The sequence below is a fragment of the Nonomuraea sp. NPDC003560 genome (genome assembly GCF_042878785.1).
Classification (GTDB): Bacteria; Actinomycetota; Actinomycetes; order Streptosporangiales; family Streptosporangiaceae; genus Nonomuraea.
Genome location: NZ_JBIAOF010000013.1, coordinates 302,971 through 321,172, shown reverse-complemented (window position 1 = coordinate 321,172; position 18,202 = coordinate 302,971). Strand labels below are relative to the sequence as shown.

Below are 18,202 nucleotides of genomic sequence, written 5' to 3'. Positions count from 1 at the left end.
GCGGGTAGGGGCAGGCCCATGCAGATGCGCCCGTTCGCCCGTAACCTCCTCGCCACCACGGCCGCGGTCACCGTCACGGCCACGCTCGGCAGCCTGGCCACCTCCTCCGGCTCGGCCTGGTACCGCGGGCTGCGCAAGCCCCGCTGGCAGCCGCCCAGCCAGGCGTTCGGCCTGGTCTGGACGCCGGTCTACGCCCTCATCGCCTACGCCGGCGCGCGCGCCCTGACCAGCGGCGACGACCGGGCCGGCCTGGCCCGCGCCCTGGGCGCCAACCTCGCGCTCAACGCCGCCTGGACCCCGCTGTTCTTCGGCGCCCGCTCCCCGCGCCTGGCGCTGGCCGACATCGTCGCGCTCGACGCGGCCAACCTCGTGCTGCTGCGCCGCTTCCTGCGCGCCGACCGCCGCGCCGGGCTGGCCCTGCTGCCCTACGTCGGCTGGACGGCCTTCGCCACCGCACTCAACGCCTCCATCGCCGCCCGCAACCCCTGACCGGAACCCCGCCCGAAGGCGGGGCCCCGCCCGCGCGGTCAGGAGACGCGCAGGTCGTCCACCGCCCAGTACCAGTTGTTGGTCGCGTCGAAGTAGTGGAACTTGACCCTCATCGACCTGGCCCCGGCCGGCACGGTCACCGCGAGCGACTCGTTCCTGGCGACCGCGTCGGCCGTGTAGTTCTTCACCAGCGTGTCCGCGCCGCCGTCGAACGACACGAGCACCTGCGCCTTCTGCGCGCCGTCCGCGCGGTAGTGGGTGGCGTAGGCGAGGGTGACGGACGTCCGGCCGGCCACGGTGTAGGCGGGCGAGACGAGCGTCGAGTCGAACGTCCCGGTCCCGTGCGCCTTGTCGTCCCACTCGTCGGAGTCGGCCACCGCGAAGGTGCCCCTGGACCGGACGTTCAGCTCCCGCTGCTGGTCACGGGCCGCCCGCGACCAGAACTCGTCGGTGGTGAACGCCCAGCCGCGCCACTCCTGAACGCCCCCTGACGGCATCCTGGACGCGTCCGCCGACCAGCCCGCGGGCGGCGTGTGCGAGTAGCCGAGCACGCCGGCCGGGATGCCGGTCTCGTCGGTCCTGCCGGACAGCGCGACGCCCTCGAACGGGTCGCCGGTCCTGGTGTCGACGCGGCGGCCGTCGATCCCGCCCGGCACGGCCAGCCCCAGCCCGGTGAAGACCGCGGCCGTCACGTCCACCAGGCGCGTGTCGGCCGGCCGCGCCCCGGCGGCGATGCCCGGCCCGGACGCCAGGACGAACGTGCGGCGCTCCTCGATCGAGGACCCGCCGTGCCCGCCCGCGTCGGTGTGCCCGTGGTCGGTGGCCACGATCACCGTCCAGCGCTCGCTCCCGTACGTCGGCCTGGCCCTGACCGCGGCCAGCAGCCGGCCGATCCGGGCGTCGGCGTCGTGGATCGCGGTCAGGTAGGCGGCCGAGGCGGCGCCGCTGCCGTGCCCGGCGATGTCGATCGCGCCCAGGTAGACGAAGGCGGCGTCCGGGTTCTTCGTGCGCAGGACAGTCTCGCTGACCTGGGTGAGGCGCTCGTCCTCGGCCGGGTAGCCGTCGGCGTCGCCGTCCAGGACCACCCTGGCGTCGATCCGGGGGCCGAACGTGCCCTGGTCGGCGAGCGGCTTCCAGTCGAGGGCGGCGTAGGTGGAGTGGCCGGCGCCGGTGTTCTCCAGCCGGGTCAGGAAGTCGGGGTAGCGGTCGTAGTGCTTGCCGGCGAAGGTGTTGTCCTTGACGCCGTGCAGGTCGGGCCAGACGCCGGTGGCGATCGTGGACCAGCCGGGGCCGCTGGAGGTGGCGGCCATCGGGCTGGTGTAGAGCAGGCTCGCGCCGAACGTGCCGCCGCTGATCAGGGCGTCGAGGTTGGGGGCGTCGGCGGGGGCGATGCGGTCGTGGCGTAACCCGTCGAGGCCGATGACCAGGACCTTGTCGCTGCTGATGCCGTTCGGGACGTCGGGCACGGGCACGGGCGCGGCCAGGGCGGTCGCGCCGTTGAGGACCTTGCCCTCGGGAGCGGGTGCGGGATCGGCCGCCTGATGCGCCAGGGCCGCCGGCGCGGGGACCGACACGGCCGCGGCCACGAGAGCGGGCAGGATGCGCCATCGTTGCATGGACGTACTCCTCGCTGAGTGCTGGGGTGATCCGGCTGAAGGATCTCCAGCGTCAGGCGGGTGCGTGAATAGCGTCTTTCCGATGGACGCCATAGAGGGAAAAGGGGGCCCAAATGGGCAGTAGCCAACGTCCCGCCGCCCGCGTCGTCTGCCTCGACCGCGACGGGCGCGTCCTGCTCATGCACTGGTACGACCCGGTCAGCGGCAGGGACGTGTGGGAACCGCCGGGCGGCGGCCTCGATCCGGGCGAGACGCCGCTGGAGGCGGCCCGGCGCGAGCTGGCCGAGGAGACCGGGCTGCCCGGCTCGGCCGTCGGCGAGCACCGGGTGGACGTCGAGCGCGACTTCTCCTGGCTGGGCGTGCGCTACGTGAAGACCGAGCCGTTCTTCCTGGCCACCTTCGACGAGGCGCGCCCGCGGGTGGCCCCCGCCGCGCTCACCGAGGAGGAGCTCGGCGTCTACCGCGGTCACACCTGGGCCGAGGAGCTGCCGTACGGCGTCGAGCCGCCGGAGCTGGCCGACGTGGTGGCCGCCCTGCGCGCCGCCGCGCGCCACTGAACCCGCCGCTGAACCGCCGCTGAGCCGCCGCCGCGCGCCGCTGAACCCGCCGCTACACCTCGATCGTGCGGCCCGCCGTGGCCACCGCGAGGTCGCCCTGGTAGGACCTGGCCGCCGCCGCCAGCGCCGGCTCGGGCCGGGTGCCGGGCCACAGGTGGGTGAGCAGCAACCGGGCGGCCCCGGCCGCCGCGGCGGTGCGGCCCGCGTCGGCGGCGCTGGACAGGTAAGGGGCGTCCTCGCCGGGCACCTGCTCGGGATAGGTCGCCTCGGCCACCAGCAGGTCGGCGCCGGCGGCCAGCGTGACGAGGTCGGCGGACGGTCCGGTGTCGCCGGTGTAGGCGATCACCCGGCCGCTCGCGCTCAGCCGCAGCCCGGCGTTGGGCACGTGGTGCGGCAGCGAGAAGGCGTCGAGCCGGAAGGGGCCGATCTCGCGCGGCGTGCCCGGCTCCAGGTCGTGCAGCTCGAAGCTGCCGGCCAGCATGCCGCGCCGGTCGAGCGCGAGCACGGCGTCGAGCGCGCCGGGCGGCGCGTGCACGGGCAGCGCGGCCGGCGGGGCGTCGCCCAGGGCGCGGGCGCGCAGCAGCGGGTTGAGGTCGCAGCAGTGGTCGGGATGGCCGTGGCTGACCAGGACGGCGTCGACCCGCTCGGCCGGCGTCGTTTCGAGCAGCCGCGGCAGCGTGGCGTAGCCGGGATCGACGAGCACGCGGAAACCGTCGTGCTCGATGAGATAACCGCTGCACGCCTGGCCCGCCGCCGGCCAAGCCCCGCATCCGCCCAGCACTGTGATCAGCACGATCACGACCTTATCGGGGCTTGTGCCCCAGCTCGGCCAACGTGGTGGACATCAGGCCCCGCAGCAGCGGCCCGGCCAGGCCCTCGTGCACGGACTCGACCGGCAGCCCCTGGGCGATGCGGGCGTGGTAGGACTCGCGGTCGCGCTCGCCGGTGTAGGGCAGCGCGGTCATCGCCACGACCACGGTGGCCCGGGTGCCGCCGCGCGGCAGGACGGCGACGGCGTGGGTGCGCAGGCAGGTCTCGTCGGGGGCGCCGTACCAGCCGCACTTGACGCCGGCCTCGGGCGAGCCGAGCGCCTCGCGGGCGCCGAACGTCTGCTCGCCCGCCACCTGCCGCATCCACGCCAGGACGGTGGCCGCCACCGGGTCGCCCGCCGCCGCGGCCTGCGCGAACACGGCGTAGGCGGCGGCGACCTCCTCGGCCGAGACCTCCACCGAGCCGAAGCGCGACGGGTCGCCGCCCGGCTGGGCCCACCGGACGCCGGTGCGCCGGTAGAGGTCGTCCAGCAGCACGCGGGGGCCGATGGACAGCCAGAGGCTGAGCGTGTCGGCGTTGGAGGAGACGACCACGGCGGGCTCGGCGTGGCGGCGCCAGCGCTCGGCGTCGTCGATGTGGTCGGCGGCCACCCAGGCGTAGAGCGGCTTGAGCAGCGAGGCGCAGCGCAACCGGGCCGGGCCGGAGCGCACGCTCATCGTCCGGGCGGGCGGGCCGCCGTAGCCGCGCCTGATGCCCGCGGCCTGTGCTCCGGCGCTGTCTTGGAGGTCTTTCAGCAGGTCATTGAAGGCCACCGTCCCACCGTAGACCTACGGGGAGGTCCGCCAGCGTCCTTCGTACCACTCGGCGCTCGGTGGCTCGCCGGGCAGCGGGGTCGCGCCGGGGGCGCGCAGGCCGTCGAGCGCGATGGCCAGCAGGCGCTCCTTGACCCGCTGGTGCTCCTCGCTCGGCGGGCCGGGGGCGGGCCTGCTGAACTGCTCGATGAGCAGCGAGACGTCGAGCGTGGTCGCGTCGGGCCGCAGCGCGCCGGCCTCGCGGGCCCTGGCGACGAGGGTGCCGGCCAGCTCGGTGGCCCGGCGGGAGGTGCGCCACATCTCGTCGGTGACCTCGATCGTGCCCGCCACCGGGGCCAGCGCGCCGGAGCGGCCGGCGACGCAGGCGCGCACGTACGCCTCCAGCCCGGTCCACGGGTCGGGCTCGGCCAGGGCTGACTCCAGGTTGTCGACCACGCGTTCCATGGCGATCAGGCACAGCCGCTGGAGCAGCTCCTCCTTGGTGCGGTAGCGCCGGTAGAGGCTGCCCATGCCGACGCCCGCCTGCCTGGCGATGGCCGAGACCGGCGCGTCGAACCCCTGGGTCGTGAACACCTCGTGGGCCGCCTGGAGCAGCCGCAGATCGTTCCGCGCCGCCTCGGCCTGCCTGCCGCGTCCTGCCATGCCGTACAGGATATTGCGGAGCGTTGCGCTCCGATATACGGTTCTTTCCGGAGCGAAGCGCTCCGATTAAGGAGGTCTGTCATGCGTGCGGTGGTGTTGCGGGAGCTCGGCGGCCCGGGATCGCTCGTGGTGGAGGAGGTGCCCGACCCCGTCCCGGGGCCGGGTCAGGTGCTGGTCGAGGTGGCGGTCGCGGGTGTCACGTTCGTCGAGACGCAGGTGCGCGCCGGACGGGGGCCGCGCGCGGCCGAGCTGCCCGCGGTCCTGGGCAACGGGGTGGCGGGCACCGTCCTGGCGGTGGGCGAGGGCGTGCCCGCGGCGCTGACGGGCTCCCTGGTGGTCACCACGCTCGGCGGGTACGGCGGCTACGCCGAGCTGGCGGTGGCCGCCGCCGAGGACCTGATCCCGGTGCCCGCCGGGCTGTCGCCGCGCGAGGCCGTGGCGTTGCTGGCCGACGGGCGCACCGCCGTGGGGCTGGTCCGCGCCGCCGCGCCGCGGCCCGGCGAGTGGGTGCTGGTGGAGGCGGCCGGCGGCGGGGTGGGCAGCCTGCTGGTGCAGCTCGCCCGCGCCGCGGGGGCGCGCGTGGTCGGCGCGGCCGGCAGCGCCGCCAAGCGCGACCTGGCCGCGCGCCTCGGCGCCGAGCTGACGGTCGACTACACCGCCCCGGGCTGGGCCGAGGAGGTGCGCGCCGCGACCGGCGGCCTGGACGTCGTCTTCGACGGCGTGGGCGGCGAGATCGGCGCCCGGGCGCAGGACCTGCTGAAGGACGGCGGCCGGCTCAGCGTGTACGGCATGGCCGGCGGCCCCATGACCACCCCCGCCCCCCGGGTGACCGCCGTCGCCTGGCCCGCGGCCGACCCGCGCGAGCTGGCCCGCGAGGCCCTGGAGCTGGCCGCGGCCGGCCGCCTGAGTCCCACGGTCGGCAACGTGCTGCCCCTGGAGTCGGCGGCCGAGGCGCACGCCGCCGTCGAGGCCCGCGCGGTCACCGGGAAGACCCTGCTGCTGCCCGCGCGGGCCAGGACGGTCCTGGTCACCGGCGCCACCGGCAACCAGGGCGGCGCGGTGGCCCGGACCCTGCTGGCCCGCGGCTGGACGGTCCGCGCCCTGGTCAGGGACTCCGCCTCGGACGCCGCCCAGGCCCTGGCCGCGCTCGGCGCCACCCTGGCCAAGGGCGACCTGGACGACCCCGCCTCGCTCCGGACGGCCATGACCGGCGTGCACGGCGTGTTCAGCGTGCAGGCCCTGGCCGTGACGGAGGAGGAGCTGGCCCGCGAGGTGCGCCAGGGCGTCGCGGTCGCCGACCTGGCCGCCGGGCTGGGCGTGGCGCACCTGGTCTACAGCTCGGTCGGCGGCGCCGAGCGCGACACCGGCATCGAGCACTTCGCGAGCAAGTGGGCGATCGAGCGGCACGTCGCCGGGCTGGGCCTGCGGGCGACGGTGCTGCGTCCGGCGTTCTTCATGACGAACCTGCTGTACCACGCCGAGCCCGCCGGGGACGAGCGGGTCATCGCGCTGCCGTTCCGGCGCATGCAGCTCGTCGCGCCCGAGGACATCGCCCACTTCGCGGCGGAGGCGTTCGAGCGTCCGGCGGAGTACGCGGGCCGGGCGCTGGAGATCGCGAGCGAGGAGCTCACCGGCGCCGAGATCGCCGAGGTCTACCAGCGGGTCACCGGCACGCCCACCCGGTTCGAGCAGACCGCGCCCGGCGGGGAGCGCATGTACGAGTGGTTCCTGGAGAGCGGCTACCAGGCCGACATCGCCGCGCTCCGCGCCCGCCACCCCGGCCTGCGCACGTTCGAGTCCTTCCTGCGCGACCGGCTTCCCCGCTGACCCCGGGTCAGGACAGCGCCGCCTCGAAGCGGGCCCGCAGCTCCGCCAGGCGGCCGACCGGCTCGGCGCTGTAGACGAGGCGGACGTGCCGGGGGGCCACGCTCTCGCCCCAGGCCGTCATGGGGGTGGCCGCCACGCGTCCGCGGTCCAGCAGGCGGGCCGACAGGTCCTCGGCGGTCAGCCCCATGGCTTCGGCGTCCACCAGGACGGACCAGCCGCCGCCGGCCCGGACCACCGGCAGCCCGTCGAGCTGGGCGAGCACGGTGTCGTGGCGGGCCTGGTACTCGGCCGCCGCCTCCGCCACCCCCGCGCCCGCCGGGTCGGTGAGCGCGGCGGCGGCGCCGTACTGGTGGTATCCGCTGGCCACGGTGGTGTTGTAGATGGTCGCGACCATGATCCGGGACATGATGTCGGCCGGGCCGGCGACCCAGCCGATCCGCCAGCCGATCATCCGGTACTCCTTGGACATCGAGCCGATGATGATCGTGCGCTCGGCCAGGCCGTCCACCTGGCAGGGGTTGATCCGCGGGTGTCCGTCGAAGACGATGCGCTCCATGGCGGCGTCGTAGATCAGGTACGCGCCCGTGCGCTCGCACACCCGCGCGACCGCCTGCCAGTCCTCCCGGTCGAAGACCACGCCCGACGGCATCGACGGGCTCATCAGCAGCAGCGCCGCCGCGGCGGGCACCCGGGCGAGCGCCTCGCGGTCCAGCCGCCAGCGCCCGTCCTGCACCAGCAGCGGCACCAGGTGCGGACGCGCGCCCGACAGCCGCACCCGCTGCAGCAGGCCGGCGTAGGTGGGGTCGGTGAGCAGCACGGGCTCGCCCGGCTCGGTCGTGGCCAGCAGCACGGGCATCACCGCCGACGTCCCGCCGGAGGTGATGCACACCTGCCGCAGAGGGTCGTAGTCGAGCCCGGTACGCGCCCGCAGCTCGGCGGCGACCGCCTGGCACAACACCGGCAGCCCGGTGAACGGCAGCCAGCTGTTGCCCGTCCCCTCCTCCAGTGACCGCCTGGTCGCGGCCACGGCGGACGGCGGGGGCGGGACGTCGGTGTCGAGGTTCTCCAGGCGCAGGACGTCGGCGTCCGCCCCGGCGGCCGCGGCCACCTTGTCGATGTCGAACGGCTGCACCTGCGCGAACCGGGAATTGGGCCGCATGACCGCACCTCCATGCATCGTTCCGTATATGGAACACCTTGGGGCACCCACGCTCCTCCAGTGGGGACGCGGGTGTCAAGGGGGCACGGAGGGGCCGCCGCCGACCGGGTCGGCCAGTGGCGGCCCAGCCCGGGTCAGGTCAGGGTGCGGTCGGCCGGGCCGTCGTAGTGGTCCGGCCCCTGCATCGACAGGTCCAGCGGCTGGACCATGTCGGAGTTGGCGGAGGCCCGCCAGCCCTTCTCCCTGGTCATCTCCTCGATCGAGTGCGCGCACAGCGACAACGACCGGCACACGATGAACATGGCCTTGAGCTGGAGCGGCTCGTACCCCATGTCGAGGCCGACACAGCCCATCGAACCGGGGCCGTTGAGCCAGATGCGGCGGCCGAAGACGCCCTCGGTGGCGTCCTCCATCGCGCGGGCGATGCGGACGTACCGGCCGGTGACGCCCAGTTCGTCCGAGAGCTCCAGCAGGCGGACCGTGCGCGGGTCGCGGATGTGCTGGGCGTGGTGGAACCCGGGCATGCGCTCGCGGCGTTCGCGCATCTCGGCGACGACCTTGGCGGCGGCCTCCTCGTCGCTCAGCCCGTCGCGCTCGGCCCGCTCACCGACCGCGAGGAACATCTCGGCGGGCCGGTCGGCGGTGCCGTGCAGGCGGCCGATGCCGGCGACGCCCGCCGCGACGGCCGCGTTCAGCTCGGCGCCGCCGGAGGTGGCGAAGCGCACGGTGGCCGAGGAGGGCGACATGGCGTGCTCGGCCATGTTCACCAGGATCGCCTCGGTCATCCGGCCCACCTCGGGGGTCGGCAGCTCGCCGCGCAGCACCAGGTGGAAGTGCTCGGCGAAGGAGATGTTGCCGGTCAGCTCGTTCACGTCGTACCCGCGCACGACGATCCGGTCCTTGTTCTTCCAGGCGATCGCCGTCTCCCAGGCGAACGGCTTCTTGTCGGTCAACGGGCTTTCCTTTCAGGGAAGTACACGCACGCCGGGTCGATCTCCTCGCGCAGCAGGCGGAGGTCCTCGGGGTCCGGCGGCACCACAATTTCCAACGAATCCCGAAATTTCGGGGTAAAGCCGGTGTTGTCCAGTACGTCCGTGACGCTCGCCCCCGGCATGAGCGCCGTCACGGTCAGCGCCGAGTCCTCGGCCTCCATCACGCACAGGTCGGTGACGACCTTGACGCGCAACGGCCCGAGCCCGGCCTTGGCCCGCTCCCCCGGCCCGCCCAGGAATCCCGGGCTGGTGACGTAGTCACAGCGGGCGGGGAAGCGCCGCTTCTCGTGGTCGGTCAGGATCACCACCTGCCGGCAGTGGCTGGCGATGTCGTTGGCGCCGCCGCTGCCGGGCAGCCGCACCCGCGAGCCGTCCGGTCTGGGGACCCAGGTGGAGTTGATGTTGGCGTACTCGTCCACCTGGGCCCCGCCGAGGAACCCCGTACGGACCAGCCCGCGCTGCACCAGCCCGCCCAGCGCCTCGAACAGCGACCCGTGCCGCGCGGCGCCGCGCATCAGCCGCGGATCGACCACCGACACCGGCGTCGGCACGACCTTCGGGAACATCACCCCCGACTCGATGACGAGCTTGGCCTCCGGCGCGTGGGTGCGCTGGGCGAGCGTGGCGGCCAGCAGCGGCAGGCCGGTGCCGACGATCACCAGGTCGCCGTCGCGGATCTGCCGGGCGCCCTCGACGACCAGCAGTTCCCTGGGCAGGGCGATCCACTCGGCGCTCACACCAGCCTCCCCATCTGCTCGGTCAGCCCGGCCCTGAGCGTGCCCGCCGGGTCGCGGGCCCTGAGGTGGTCGTCGAAGGACGCGCCCAGGTTGGCCCCGATCCACTCGCGCAGCCCGTCGTCCCCGGCCCGGCCCAGCGCCTGGTACTCCTTGATCTCCGGCTCGGCGAAGTCGTACGCGCGGTAGACGGAGGTCGGGAAGGCGCCGAAGGGCTGGTGGACGACCGCCGTCACGTACGCCTCCGGGATGGTGACCCGCTCGGGCCGGTCGGCGAACGCCCCGGCGGGCAGCACCTCCTCGGCCGACACGATCGTGGCGCGGGCGGCCCTGACCATGTCCACCTCGTGGGAGGTGACCCCCTCGATCACGACGTTCCCGGCCAGGTCGGCGCGGTTCGCGTGGATGATGGCCACGTCCGGCGTCATCGCCCGCAGCAGCACGACCGGCTGCCCCGTCCACGGATCGGCCGACTCCACCGCCACCCCGTCCGAGACCAGGTCGGCCAGCAGGTCGGTGCCGAGGAGGCTGCGCGTCGGCAGGAAGGGCACCCCGACGGCCCCGGCCGCGAAGCGGGTGGCCATCGCCAGGTGCGAGTGGTCGCCGACGCCGACCTCGCCGCGCTCGACGGCCCGGCGCCAGGCGAACAGCGTGCCGTAACGTTCCAGGTTGCCGGTGCCCTGCTCGGTGCGGGCCACCAGGCCCGCGGCCACCAGCATGTCGAGCGGCAGCGACAGGTTGCAGCCGACCACGGTCAGCCCGCCGATCCCCTGCCTGATCACCTCGTGCACCAGCGCCATCGGGCACCGGTTGATGTTCTGGCCGCCCATCCCGACGACGGCCCCGGCGGGGACGTGCCGGGCGACGGCCTCGGCGGCCGTCAGTAACTTATGCACGCCGACCGCCACTCGGTGTAGAAGTCCCAGACCTGCGGTGAGCACTCGGGCGGGCCGAACTGCGACAGCTTGGCGCCCATGTGCGGCAGGTGCGCGTACGCGCCGACGCCGGGCCGGTTGACGTGCAGCATGCCCGCCTCGAAGCGGTCCAGGGCCTCGAAGATGGTCGCCGGGTCCTGGGTGAAGATCGTGCCGCTCATGCCGTACTTGACCGAGTTGGAGATGCGCATGGCGTCGTCGAAGCCGTCGCAGTCCACCACGGACAACACCGGGCCGAAGATCTCCTCCTGGGCGATCTCGCTGTCCCAGGGCACGTCGCGCAGCACGGTCGGCTGCACGTAGCAGCCCTCAGGGACGCCCTCGGTGTGCCGCTCGCCGCCGACGGCGATCTTGGCCCCGGCCTCCTGCGCGGCCTTGACCGCGTCCAGGCAGGCGCGCATGCGGGTCTCGTTCACGACCGGGCCGATCGTGGCCTCCTCCGACAGGCCCGGCCCCACCTTGAGCCGGGCCACCTCGGCGACCAGCCGCGACAGGAACTCCTCCTTGACGGCCCGGTCGACGATCACCCGGGAGGTGGCGCTGCACCGCTGCCCCGACTGCCCGAACGCGCCGAACACGGTGGCCTTGACCGCCTTGTCCAGGTCGGCGTCCGCGAGCACCAGGACCGCGTTCTTGCCGCCCAGTTCGAGCTGGGTGCGCAGCAGCCGCGGCGCGCCGGCCCGGTGGATGGCCAGGCCCACGGGCAGCGAGCCGGTGAAGCTGATCCCGGCCACGCGCGGGTGCGTCACCAGTGCCTCGCCCGCCGCGATGTCGCCCTGCACGAGGTTGAGCACCCCGGCCGGGACGCCCGCGTCCACGAACGCCTCCACCAGCAGCGCGGAGGTCAGCGGCGTGAACGGCGACGGCTTGAGCACCGCCCCGCACCCGGCCAGCAGCGCCGGGGCGACCTTCCACATGGGGATGGCGAGCGGGAAGTTCCACGGCGTCACCAGGCCGACCACGCCGATGGGCGCGCGGAAGGTGTAGGAGAACGTGCGCGGCTCCTCGGCGGGCAGCGTCTCGCCCTTCAGCCTGCGCCCCTCGCCCGCGGTGAAGTCGAGGATGGCCAGGGCCCGCCTGACCTCGCCGCGCGCCTCCTTGACGAGCTTGCCCTGCTCACGCGTGATCGCCTGGGCGAAGTCCTCGGCCCGCTCCTCGATCAGGCGCTCGGCGGCGCGCAGGTACTCGGCGCGCTTGATCGGCCCGAGTCCCTTCCACTCCGGCATCGCCGCCGCGGCGGCCTCCACGGCCAGCTCGACGTCCGCGCCACCGGACTCGGCGAAGTCCCCGATGTGGTCGGAGAGGTCGCCGGGGTTGATGTTCGGCCGGGTCTGCCCGCTCTCGGGGGCACGCCATTCGCCGCCGATGTGGTTGAGCAGGTAGCGACTCGGGATCGTCGCCATCGGGTTCCTTTCCGGTCAACTTCTGATACCGCAAAGCCTCACGGCCTGGGATGTTCCGGACAAGGGGGATTAGACCGATGCCCCCGATAGGCAGCCGCTATATGGCTCCGCCTATAGCGGCGATAGGCAAATCACGCATTGGCCGGACCGTTCCGCTGCACTAGACATGCCGGGGAAAAGACCTGCTCACGGCACTTGTCGAATTCACCCGGAATTAACCGAGGGTCCATATGAAGCATCGCACATGGGCGGTAATTGCCGCCTCATCCCTTTTCGCCCTCACCGCGTGCGGCAGTTCGGCCGGCGCCGGTGAATACGACTGGTCCGCCGCCCCGGACACCGGCAAGATCGCCGCCCAGGGCAAGGATCTGCCGACCTACGGCCTGGCCCCCGACTGGGCCAACTACGGCGAGGTCGTCAAGACGTTCTGCGCCAAGTACCAGGGCACCTGCGCCCACAAGGACACCGACATGTCCTCCTCGGAGGAGATCGTCAAGTTCGACGCCGAGAAGGACAACCCGATCGGCACGGCCAGCGACATCGGCCTCATGTGGGGGCCGGTGGCCGAGGCCAAGGGCGTGGTGCCGGCGTACCTGCCGCCGTCGGCGGCCAAGCTGAAGGACTGGCAGAAGGGCAAGGGCGGCTGGGTCGCCACGTTCGTCGGCGCGCCCGCGTTCGTCGTCAACACCGACAAGGTGAGCAACCCGCCCAAGAGCTGGCAGGACCTGCTCAAGCCCGAGTACAAGGGCCAGATCGCCATCAAGAACCCGGCCTCCTCCGGCACCGGCCAGGCTATGGTCGTCGCCGCCGCGGTCGCGGGCGGCGGCTCGGTGGACGACCTGACCCCCGCCTACACCTACTTCAAGAAGCTCAAGGACGCCGGCAACCTCAGCGACGTCAAGATGAGCGAGGAGACCCTGGAGAAGGGCGAGGCCCCCATCCAGATCAACTACGACTTCAACGGCCTGGCCCAGAAGGCCGCGCTGAAGGCCAAGAACGTCAACGTGGAGGTGATCATCCCCTCCGACGGCTCGGTCTGGTCGCCGTCCGGAATGATGATCAACAAGTACAACACGGCCAAGGGCGACTTCCTCAAGGGCCTGCTCGACTACGTGCTCTCCGACGAGGCCCAGACGCTGTTCGCCAAGTTCGGCGCCCGGCCGGTCCGCGCGCTCAACGGCGACCTGCAACTCCCGGCCGACGCCAAGGCCAACTGGCTGCCCGAGGAGTCGTACGCGCCGGTCAAGGAGATCGAGATCACGAAGGTCAATCCCGAGCAGATCGTCGCCGACTGGGAGGCGAAGGTCCTCTCGTGACGTCCCACATCACGGAGTCCGTGGCGGCTCCCCCGGCCGCCGCGCGCCGCAGGGCCCCGGGCAGGCTGTTCACCGCCTGGGGCCCGGCCCTGCCGCTGCTGCTGTTCACGCTGGCCACGCTGGTGCTGCCGGCGCTGCGGCTGCTGCACGACACCTTCGCCCTGCCGGACGGCGGCTACGGCTTCGACCACATCGTCAAGGTGGCGCGGAACCCGGTGGACCGCCAGGCGATCGGCGGCTCGCTCGCGCTCGGCCTGACCCAGGCCACCCTGGCCACCGCGCTCGGCGCGCCCGCCGCCTGGCTGATCACCCGGATGCGCCTCGGCGGCCGGGCCTTCTGGCTGTCGCTGATGAACGTCGCCTCGAACTTCGCCGGCATCGGCCTGGCGTTCGGCTTCGTCGCGCTGATCGGCTCGACCGGCATGCTGACGCTCGTGCTCAAGGGCCTGTTCGGGATCGAGGACAACCCGTTCCCCTCGCTCGGCTCCTTCAACGGCATGAACGTCGTCTACCTGTACTTCAACGTCCCGATGTTCGTGCTGCTCACGCTGCCCGCGCTCAGCGTGCTCAAGGACGACTGGCAGGAGGCCGCCGCGGTCTGCCACGCCACCCGATGGCAGTTCTGGCGGTACGTCGGCCTGCCGGTGCTCGCGCCGTTCGTCATCGCGGGCTGGCTGCTGGTCTTCACCTGGACGATCGGCGTCTACGCCGTCGCGTACGCCATCGGCTCCTCCCCCAGCGCGACCAAGCTCATCACCCTGCAGATCGGCAGCACGCTGGAGTCCTCGGTGTTCGGCCTCGGCCGGGCCGCCGTGCTGTCGGTGCTGCTGATGATCCTGGCCATCGGGGCGACGCTGCTCTACCGGCTCTCGCTCAGGCGCGCTGCGAGGTGGCTGTGAGACGGCGTGTCTTCCTCGGCCTGCTGGCGGTCTACTTCGGGCTGCCGCTGCTGGCCGCCCTGCTGTACTCGGTGGCCACCCGCTGGACCGACACCCCGCTGCCCGACGGCTACACCATGGCCCACTGGGCCGGCGTGTTCGCCGAGCCGGACGTCATGGCCGCGCTCGGCCGCTCGCTCGTGCTCTCGGCGGTCGTCGTGGTGATCGAGATCGTGCTGGTGGTGCCGGCCGCGTACTGGTCGGTCGTGCACAACCCGCGCATCGGGTCGATCGTCCAGACGATCGCGGTGATCCCGTTCGCCGTCCCGTGGGTGGTCGTCGGGGCGGGGCTCCAGCTCGTCACCAAGTCGGTCGCGCCCGAGCTGTTCGGCACGTTCTGGCTGCTGGCCGCGGCCACCGCGGCGATCGCGTTCCCGTTCATGTACCGGGCGGTGGAGAGCTCGCTGCTGGCGGCGGGGGCCGTCCAGCTCAGCGAGGCCGCCGCCACGTGCGGCGCCGGGCCCGCCCGCACGCTGGTCAGCGTGATCCTGCCGGCGATCCGCGGCGGCGTCGTCTCCGGCGCGCTGCTGGTCATCGCGACCGCCATGAACGAGTTCGCGCTCGCCAAGATCCTCACCGGCGTCAGCTACGAGACGCTGCCGCTCTGGTCGGCCAGGCAGTTCGTCTCCCGGACGCTCGGCGACCCCAACGCGCTGGCCGTCGTCACCATCTTCACCTTCGGCCTGCTGTTCGCGCTGTCCGCGCTGGTCGTCTGGCTCGGCCGCGGCCGGGTGAGCGCGTCCATGGCCACCGCTCCGGTCCAGAAGGGCACCACTCCATGAGCCACGTCGTACTCGACCGCATCACCAAGCGCTACGCCGGGCACACCGCGCTGAACGGCGTGAGCGTCAGCGTCGAGCAGGGTGAGCTGCTGGCCCTGCTCGGCCCGTCGGGCTGCGGCAAGACCACGCTGCTGCGCTGCATCGCGGGCCTGACCGGGTTCGACGGCGGGCGGCTGACGATCGGCGGCGCCGACATGGCCGGCGTGCCGGTGCGCAGGCGGCCCATCGGCATGGTCTTCCAGTCCTACGCGCTGTTCCCGAACCTCACCGTGGGCGGCAACGTCGCCTTCCCGCTGACCGTCAGGAAGCGGCCGAAGGAGGAGGTCAGGGACCGCGTGGCCGAGATGCTCGACCTGGTCGGCCTCGACCACCTCGCCGACCGCCTGCCGAACCAGCTCTCCGGCGGCCAGCAGCAGCGCGTCGCCCTGGCCCGCGCGCTCTCCCCCCGCCCCGAGGTGCTGCTGCTGGACGAGCCCCTGTCCGCCCTGGACGCCCAGGTACGCCACCGCCTGCGCGACGAGGTGCGCCGCATCCAGCACCAGGTCGGCATCACCACCGTCTTCGTCACCCACGACCAGGCCGAGGCCCTGGCCATCTCCGACCGGGTCGCGGTGATGAACGCCGGCGACATCGAGCAGTGCGGGCCGCCCGCGGAGATCTACACCGCGCCCTCCACCCGCTTCGCCGCCGGCTTCGTCGGCAACCGCAACACCCTCGAACTCGACGCGGCCGGCGGCCGGGTCACCGCGGGCGGCGCGTTCGACGTCGAGGCGCCCGCGCCGCGCGTCCTGTGCATGTTCCGCCCCGAGGACGTCGAGCTGGCCGCGGACGGCCCCGGCGCGCGGGCGGTCGTCGACGTGACGGTGTTCCTCGGCGCCACCACCCGCGTGTACGCCCAGGCGGGCCCCTCGGTGATCTTCGCCGACGTGCCGTCCAGGGCCGCCTCCGGCCTGTCACCAGGAGACGAGGTGCGCCTGCGGGTCGCCGCCGACCACGTCCAGGTGTTCCCCGCCTGACCCGGCCCGGGGCCGCCGGTCCCGGGCGTCAGCCGCCGAGCCCGAACCAGAGCACGGCGAACACCCCGCACGGCACGCCGGCCAGCGCCAGCGCGATCAGCACCCGCCACCGCAACGCGAGCCCCGGCCCGGTCACGAACGCCGCGACGGCCCCCGCCCCGGCGAACACGACCGCGGCGCCCACGGCCTGCGCGGCGGTGTACGGCACCGACGGCAGCAGCTTCCCTGCCGCCCAGAACGCCACCGCCGCCCCGGCGGCCACCAGGGCGGCGCGCCGCGCGGGCCGCACGTCCACGCGCTCCAGCACGTACGCGGCTCCGGCGAGCATGACCAGGCTGATCGCCAGGAGCGTGCCGAGGGCCGGGGCCAGGCAGTCCCAGTCGGCGCAGCCGACGCCCGCCCACGCCAGCCGGGCGGTGGCCCACCACAGGACCCCCAGTGCCCCGCACACCCCCGCGGCTCGCCCAATACGCCCCGTCATGCATTAATCGTCCCACTGTCAGGAGGAGGCGGCCGCGCGGAGCTCGTCGGCCTCCGCCTCGGCGGTCCTGCCCAGGGCGCGCAGGGCGACGGCGCGGTTGGCGTACAGGTCGGGCTGCGGGTCCAGCTCGACGGCCCGGGTCAGGTCGGCGAGCGCGCCTTCGGCGTCGCCCGTGGCGTGACGCAGCACGCCCCGGTTGCCCCAGGCGGCGGCCAGCTCGGGGGCGTGCTCCAGGGCCAGGTCGAGGGCCGCCGCGGCCTCGTCGAAGCGGCCCGCCGCCGTCTCCAGCTGGCCGAGCACGGTGAGCAGGTGCGGGTTCTCCGGCGCGCGGGCGAGCCCGGCCGTGACGTCGGCCCTGGCCTCCTCGTCCCGCTCCGCCGCCGCCAGCAGCCCGGCGCGGTTGACGTAGGCGTCCAGGTAGCCGGGGTCCAGCTCGATCACCGTGCCGAGGTCGGCGAGCGCCCCCTCCACGTCGCCCCGCACGGTACGCAGCTCCGCCCGGTTGTAGTACGCCTCCGGCAGCGGAGGCCCGGCCCGCATGGCCCGTTCGTAGTCGGCCAGCGCCTCCTCCGGCTGCCCCAGGCGGAACAGCAGGTTGCCGCGTTCCAGGTAGGTGTCGGGGAAGCCGGGATCGAGGGCGATGGCGGCGGTGTAGTCCTCCAGGGCCTCCTTGGCGTGGCCGAGCGCGCCGAGCAGCTGGGCGCGGTTGGTCAGCAGCACCATCCGGTGCAGCGGGTGCCGGTCGCCCAGCTCGCCGGCCAGCTCGACGGCCGACTCCACCAGCGACAGCGCGGCTTCCAGCCGTCCGTGCCGCAGCTCGACCAGGGCCAGGCCGTTGCGGTCGAAGCCGAGCTTGAAGGCCCGTTCCAGGGGGTCGGGCAGCAGCCCGGAGATGGCGATGGCCTCGTTGAGCCAGCGGCGGGCCCGGCCCAGGTCGCGCTGCGCCGGGTCGGGGTGGCGGGCGTCGAGCATGGCCGTCCCGTACGCGGCGGCGGCGTGCACGACCGGGTCCTGGCTGGCCGCGCGGGCCCGGTCCCACAGCTCCCGCGCCTCCTGGACGCGGCCGAGCCCGCCGAGCGCGGTGGCGGTGCGCTGGGCGAAGCGCCACCACGCAGGCTCCCCCGGTTCCGTCCGGGCCAGGCCGAGCTGCCCCAGCTCGGCCGCGGCGTGCAGGAAGCCCTCGCGCATGCAGCGGTCCACCAGGGCCCACAGCTCGTCGGCGCCGCGCTCGTCGGCAGGCGGCTCGGGGCCCTCGGCGTAGACCGTGACGGCCAGCGTGCCGGCCGGGACCCGCCGGGTCAGGACGTCGAGAAGCTCGGTGTCGGTGGCATCGGCGTGCGCGCCGTTGCACACCGCGAGCGTCGCGCCCGGCCGCACGGCCGCGCGGACGAACTCGGCGATCCCGTTGGCCAGCCTCAGCGTACGGCGCGGTGCCGGCACCAGGATGCGCTCCTCGTCCGGCAGCCCGGCGTCGATGGTCGTCCGCCGGACGGGGACCTGCCCGGCCAGCTCGGGCGCGACCGCCCGGATCTCGATGTCGTGGGCCGCGACCAGCTCGCGCGGGGCGTCCGGCACCAGGTGCCGCAGCAGCGCGGCGCCCACGGTGTAGGGGCCGCGCAGCCGGCGATGCGCGTCGATGACCGGCATCAGCAGCCGCACGGCCCCCCATCGGGCGGGTGGGCCGCCCTGGACGCTGAGATGGGACCTGTCCTCGGTCACCCCTTGTGAATGA

The 18,202-nt window shown here is 73.8% G+C and carries 18 protein-coding genes; 7 read left to right on the top strand and 11 right to left on the bottom strand.

The features are described 5' to 3' along the window. Window positions 1-18: 18 nt before the first annotated feature. Entirely contained in the window at window positions 19-489 is a 471-nt protein-coding gene (locus tag ACFYUV_RS41035) for a TspO/MBR family protein (RefSeq protein ID WP_387679048.1), read from the top strand. Window positions 490-527: 38 nt separating this feature from the next. Here ACFYUV_RS41035 and ACFYUV_RS41030 read toward each other — a convergent pair whose 3' ends face one another. Further along, window positions 528-2,105: an alkaline phosphatase family protein gene (locus ACFYUV_RS41030; RefSeq protein WP_387679045.1), complete on the bottom strand. Its 1,578-nt coding sequence runs from the start codon at window positions 2,103-2,105 to the stop codon at window positions 528-530. Between the two features lie 113 nt (window positions 2,106-2,218). Between ACFYUV_RS41030 and ACFYUV_RS41025 the strand changes: the two genes are divergently transcribed. Beyond that, window positions 2,219-2,662, top strand: a complete 444-nt coding sequence (locus tag ACFYUV_RS41025; RefSeq protein ID WP_387679043.1) for an NUDIX domain-containing protein — start codon at window positions 2,219-2,221, stop codon at window positions 2,660-2,662. A 52-nt stretch (window positions 2,663-2,714) separates the two neighbouring features. Here ACFYUV_RS41025 and ACFYUV_RS41020 read toward each other — a convergent pair whose 3' ends face one another. From ACFYUV_RS41020 to ACFYUV_RS41010, 3 genes are read right to left on the bottom strand one after another with little or no spacing between them, the layout of a single operon-like run. Next, window positions 2,715-3,455, bottom strand: a complete 741-nt coding sequence (locus ACFYUV_RS41020; protein ID WP_387679040.1) for an MBL fold metallo-hydrolase — start codon at window positions 3,453-3,455, stop codon at window positions 2,715-2,717. Between the two features lie 10 nt (window positions 3,456-3,465). Continuing rightward, entirely contained in the window at window positions 3,466-4,245 is a 780-nt protein-coding gene (locus tag ACFYUV_RS41015; protein WP_387679037.1) for a hypothetical protein, read from the bottom strand. 15 nt (window positions 4,246-4,260) lie between these two features. Next, complete coding sequence (locus tag ACFYUV_RS41010) at window positions 4,261-4,887, bottom strand: TetR/AcrR family transcriptional regulator (protein WP_387679034.1); 627 nt, start codon at window positions 4,885-4,887, stop codon at window positions 4,261-4,263. A gap of 81 nt (window positions 4,888-4,968) precedes the next feature. On the opposite strand from ACFYUV_RS41010, the gene ACFYUV_RS41005 reads away from it, so the two are divergent. Beyond that, a complete protein-coding gene (locus tag ACFYUV_RS41005; protein ID WP_387679032.1) occupies window positions 4,969-6,714 on the top strand; it encodes an NmrA family NAD(P)-binding protein in 1,746 nt (581 codons plus the stop codon). 7 nt (window positions 6,715-6,721) lie between these two features. On the opposite strand, the gene ACFYUV_RS41000 is transcribed toward ACFYUV_RS41005, so the two are convergent. From ACFYUV_RS41000 to ACFYUV_RS40980, 5 genes are all read right to left on the bottom strand, one after another. Then, a complete protein-coding gene (locus ACFYUV_RS41000; RefSeq protein ID WP_387679030.1) occupies window positions 6,722-7,873 on the bottom strand; it encodes a pyridoxal phosphate-dependent aminotransferase in 1,152 nt (383 codons plus the stop codon). Window positions 7,874-8,007: 134 nt separating this feature from the next. After that, a complete protein-coding gene (locus tag ACFYUV_RS40995; RefSeq protein ID WP_387679027.1) occupies window positions 8,008-8,826 on the bottom strand; it encodes a citrate/2-methylcitrate synthase in 819 nt (272 codons plus the stop codon). Next, window positions 8,823-9,602: a CoA-transferase subunit beta gene (locus ACFYUV_RS40990; RefSeq protein WP_387679025.1), complete on the bottom strand. Its 780-nt coding sequence runs from the start codon at window positions 9,600-9,602 to the stop codon at window positions 8,823-8,825. The genes ACFYUV_RS40995 and ACFYUV_RS40990 overlap by 4 nt, the downstream gene beginning before the upstream one ends. Next, window positions 9,599-10,495: a CoA transferase subunit A gene (locus tag ACFYUV_RS40985; protein ID WP_387679022.1), complete on the bottom strand. Its 897-nt coding sequence runs from the start codon at window positions 10,493-10,495 to the stop codon at window positions 9,599-9,601. Before ACFYUV_RS40985 ends, ACFYUV_RS40990 begins: the two co-directional genes overlap by 4 nt. After that, the gene (locus ACFYUV_RS40980; protein ID WP_387679019.1) at window positions 10,480-11,937 is read right to left on the bottom strand and encodes an aldehyde dehydrogenase family protein; all 1,458 of its coding nucleotides are present in this window, start codon (window positions 11,935-11,937) and stop codon (window positions 10,480-10,482) included. Before ACFYUV_RS40980 ends, ACFYUV_RS40985 begins: the two co-directional genes overlap by 16 nt. Before the next feature lie 230 nt (window positions 11,938-12,167). On the opposite strand from ACFYUV_RS40980, the gene ACFYUV_RS40975 reads away from it, so the two are divergent. Genes ACFYUV_RS40975 through ACFYUV_RS40960 form a run of 4 tightly spaced genes read left to right on the top strand, consistent with a single transcriptional unit; the run spans window position 12,168 to window position 15,989 of the window. After that, a complete protein-coding gene (locus tag ACFYUV_RS40975; RefSeq protein WP_387679017.1) occupies window positions 12,168-13,253 on the top strand; it encodes an ABC transporter substrate-binding protein in 1,086 nt (361 codons plus the stop codon). Further along, window positions 13,250-14,152 (top strand): ABC transporter permease subunit, encoded by a 903-nt coding sequence (locus tag ACFYUV_RS40970; protein WP_357980611.1) that lies wholly within the window; start codon window positions 13,250-13,252, stop codon window positions 14,150-14,152. The genes ACFYUV_RS40975 and ACFYUV_RS40970 overlap by 4 nt, the downstream gene beginning before the upstream one ends. After that, window positions 14,149-14,973 (top strand): ABC transporter permease, encoded by an 825-nt coding sequence (locus tag ACFYUV_RS40965; protein ID WP_387679014.1) that lies wholly within the window; start codon window positions 14,149-14,151, stop codon window positions 14,971-14,973. The genes ACFYUV_RS40970 and ACFYUV_RS40965 overlap by 4 nt, the downstream gene beginning before the upstream one ends. Next, window positions 14,970-15,989: an ABC transporter ATP-binding protein gene (locus ACFYUV_RS40960; RefSeq protein ID WP_387679011.1), complete on the top strand. Its 1,020-nt coding sequence runs from the start codon at window positions 14,970-14,972 to the stop codon at window positions 15,987-15,989. Before ACFYUV_RS40965 ends, ACFYUV_RS40960 begins: the two co-directional genes overlap by 4 nt. A gap of 28 nt (window positions 15,990-16,017) precedes the next feature. Here the strand turns inward: ACFYUV_RS40960 and ACFYUV_RS40955 are convergent, their stop codons facing one another. Together ACFYUV_RS40955 and ACFYUV_RS40950 are read right to left on the bottom strand one after the other, a co-directional pair. Next, entirely contained in the window at window positions 16,018-16,470 is a 453-nt protein-coding gene (locus tag ACFYUV_RS40955; RefSeq protein ID WP_387679008.1) for a hypothetical protein, read from the bottom strand. Window positions 16,471-16,488: 18 nt separating this feature from the next. Next, complete coding sequence (locus ACFYUV_RS40950; RefSeq protein ID WP_387679005.1) at window positions 16,489-18,189, bottom strand: tetratricopeptide repeat protein; 1,701 nt, start codon at window positions 18,187-18,189, stop codon at window positions 16,489-16,491. Window positions 18,190-18,202: the final 13 nt, after the last annotated feature.

What these genes read in the sequence shown, in the direction of transcription:
- ACFYUV_RS41010 (WP_387679034.1), bottom strand. Translation starts at nt 4,887, where the DNA reads ATGGCAGGACGCGGCAGGCAGGCCGAGGCGGCGCGGAACGATCTGCGG.
- ACFYUV_RS40975 (WP_387679017.1), top strand. Translation starts at nt 12,168, where the DNA reads ATGAAGCATCGCACATGGGCGGTAATTGCCGCCTCATCCCTTTTCGCC.
- ACFYUV_RS40955 (WP_387679008.1), bottom strand. Translation starts at nt 16,470, where the DNA reads ATGACGGGGCGTATTGGGCGAGCCGCGGGGGTGTGCGGGGCACTGGGG.
- ACFYUV_RS40980 (WP_387679019.1), bottom strand. Translation starts at nt 11,937, where the DNA reads ATGGCGACGATCCCGAGTCGCTACCTGCTCAACCACATCGGCGGCGAA.
- ACFYUV_RS41025 (WP_387679043.1), top strand. Translation starts at nt 2,219, where the DNA reads ATGGGCAGTAGCCAACGTCCCGCCGCCCGCGTCGTCTGCCTCGACCGC.
- ACFYUV_RS41005 (WP_387679032.1), top strand. Translation starts at nt 4,969, where the DNA reads ATGCGTGCGGTGGTGTTGCGGGAGCTCGGCGGCCCGGGATCGCTCGTG.
- ACFYUV_RS41030 (WP_387679045.1), bottom strand. Translation starts at nt 2,105, where the DNA reads ATGCAACGATGGCGCATCCTGCCCGCTCTCGTGGCCGCGGCCGTGTCG.
- ACFYUV_RS41000 (WP_387679030.1), bottom strand. Translation starts at nt 7,873, where the DNA reads ATGCGGCCCAATTCCCGGTTCGCGCAGGTGCAGCCGTTCGACATCGAC.
- ACFYUV_RS41035 (WP_387679048.1), top strand. Translation starts at nt 19, where the DNA reads ATGCAGATGCGCCCGTTCGCCCGTAACCTCCTCGCCACCACGGCCGCG.
- ACFYUV_RS40960 (WP_387679011.1), top strand. Translation starts at nt 14,970, where the DNA reads ATGAGCCACGTCGTACTCGACCGCATCACCAAGCGCTACGCCGGGCAC.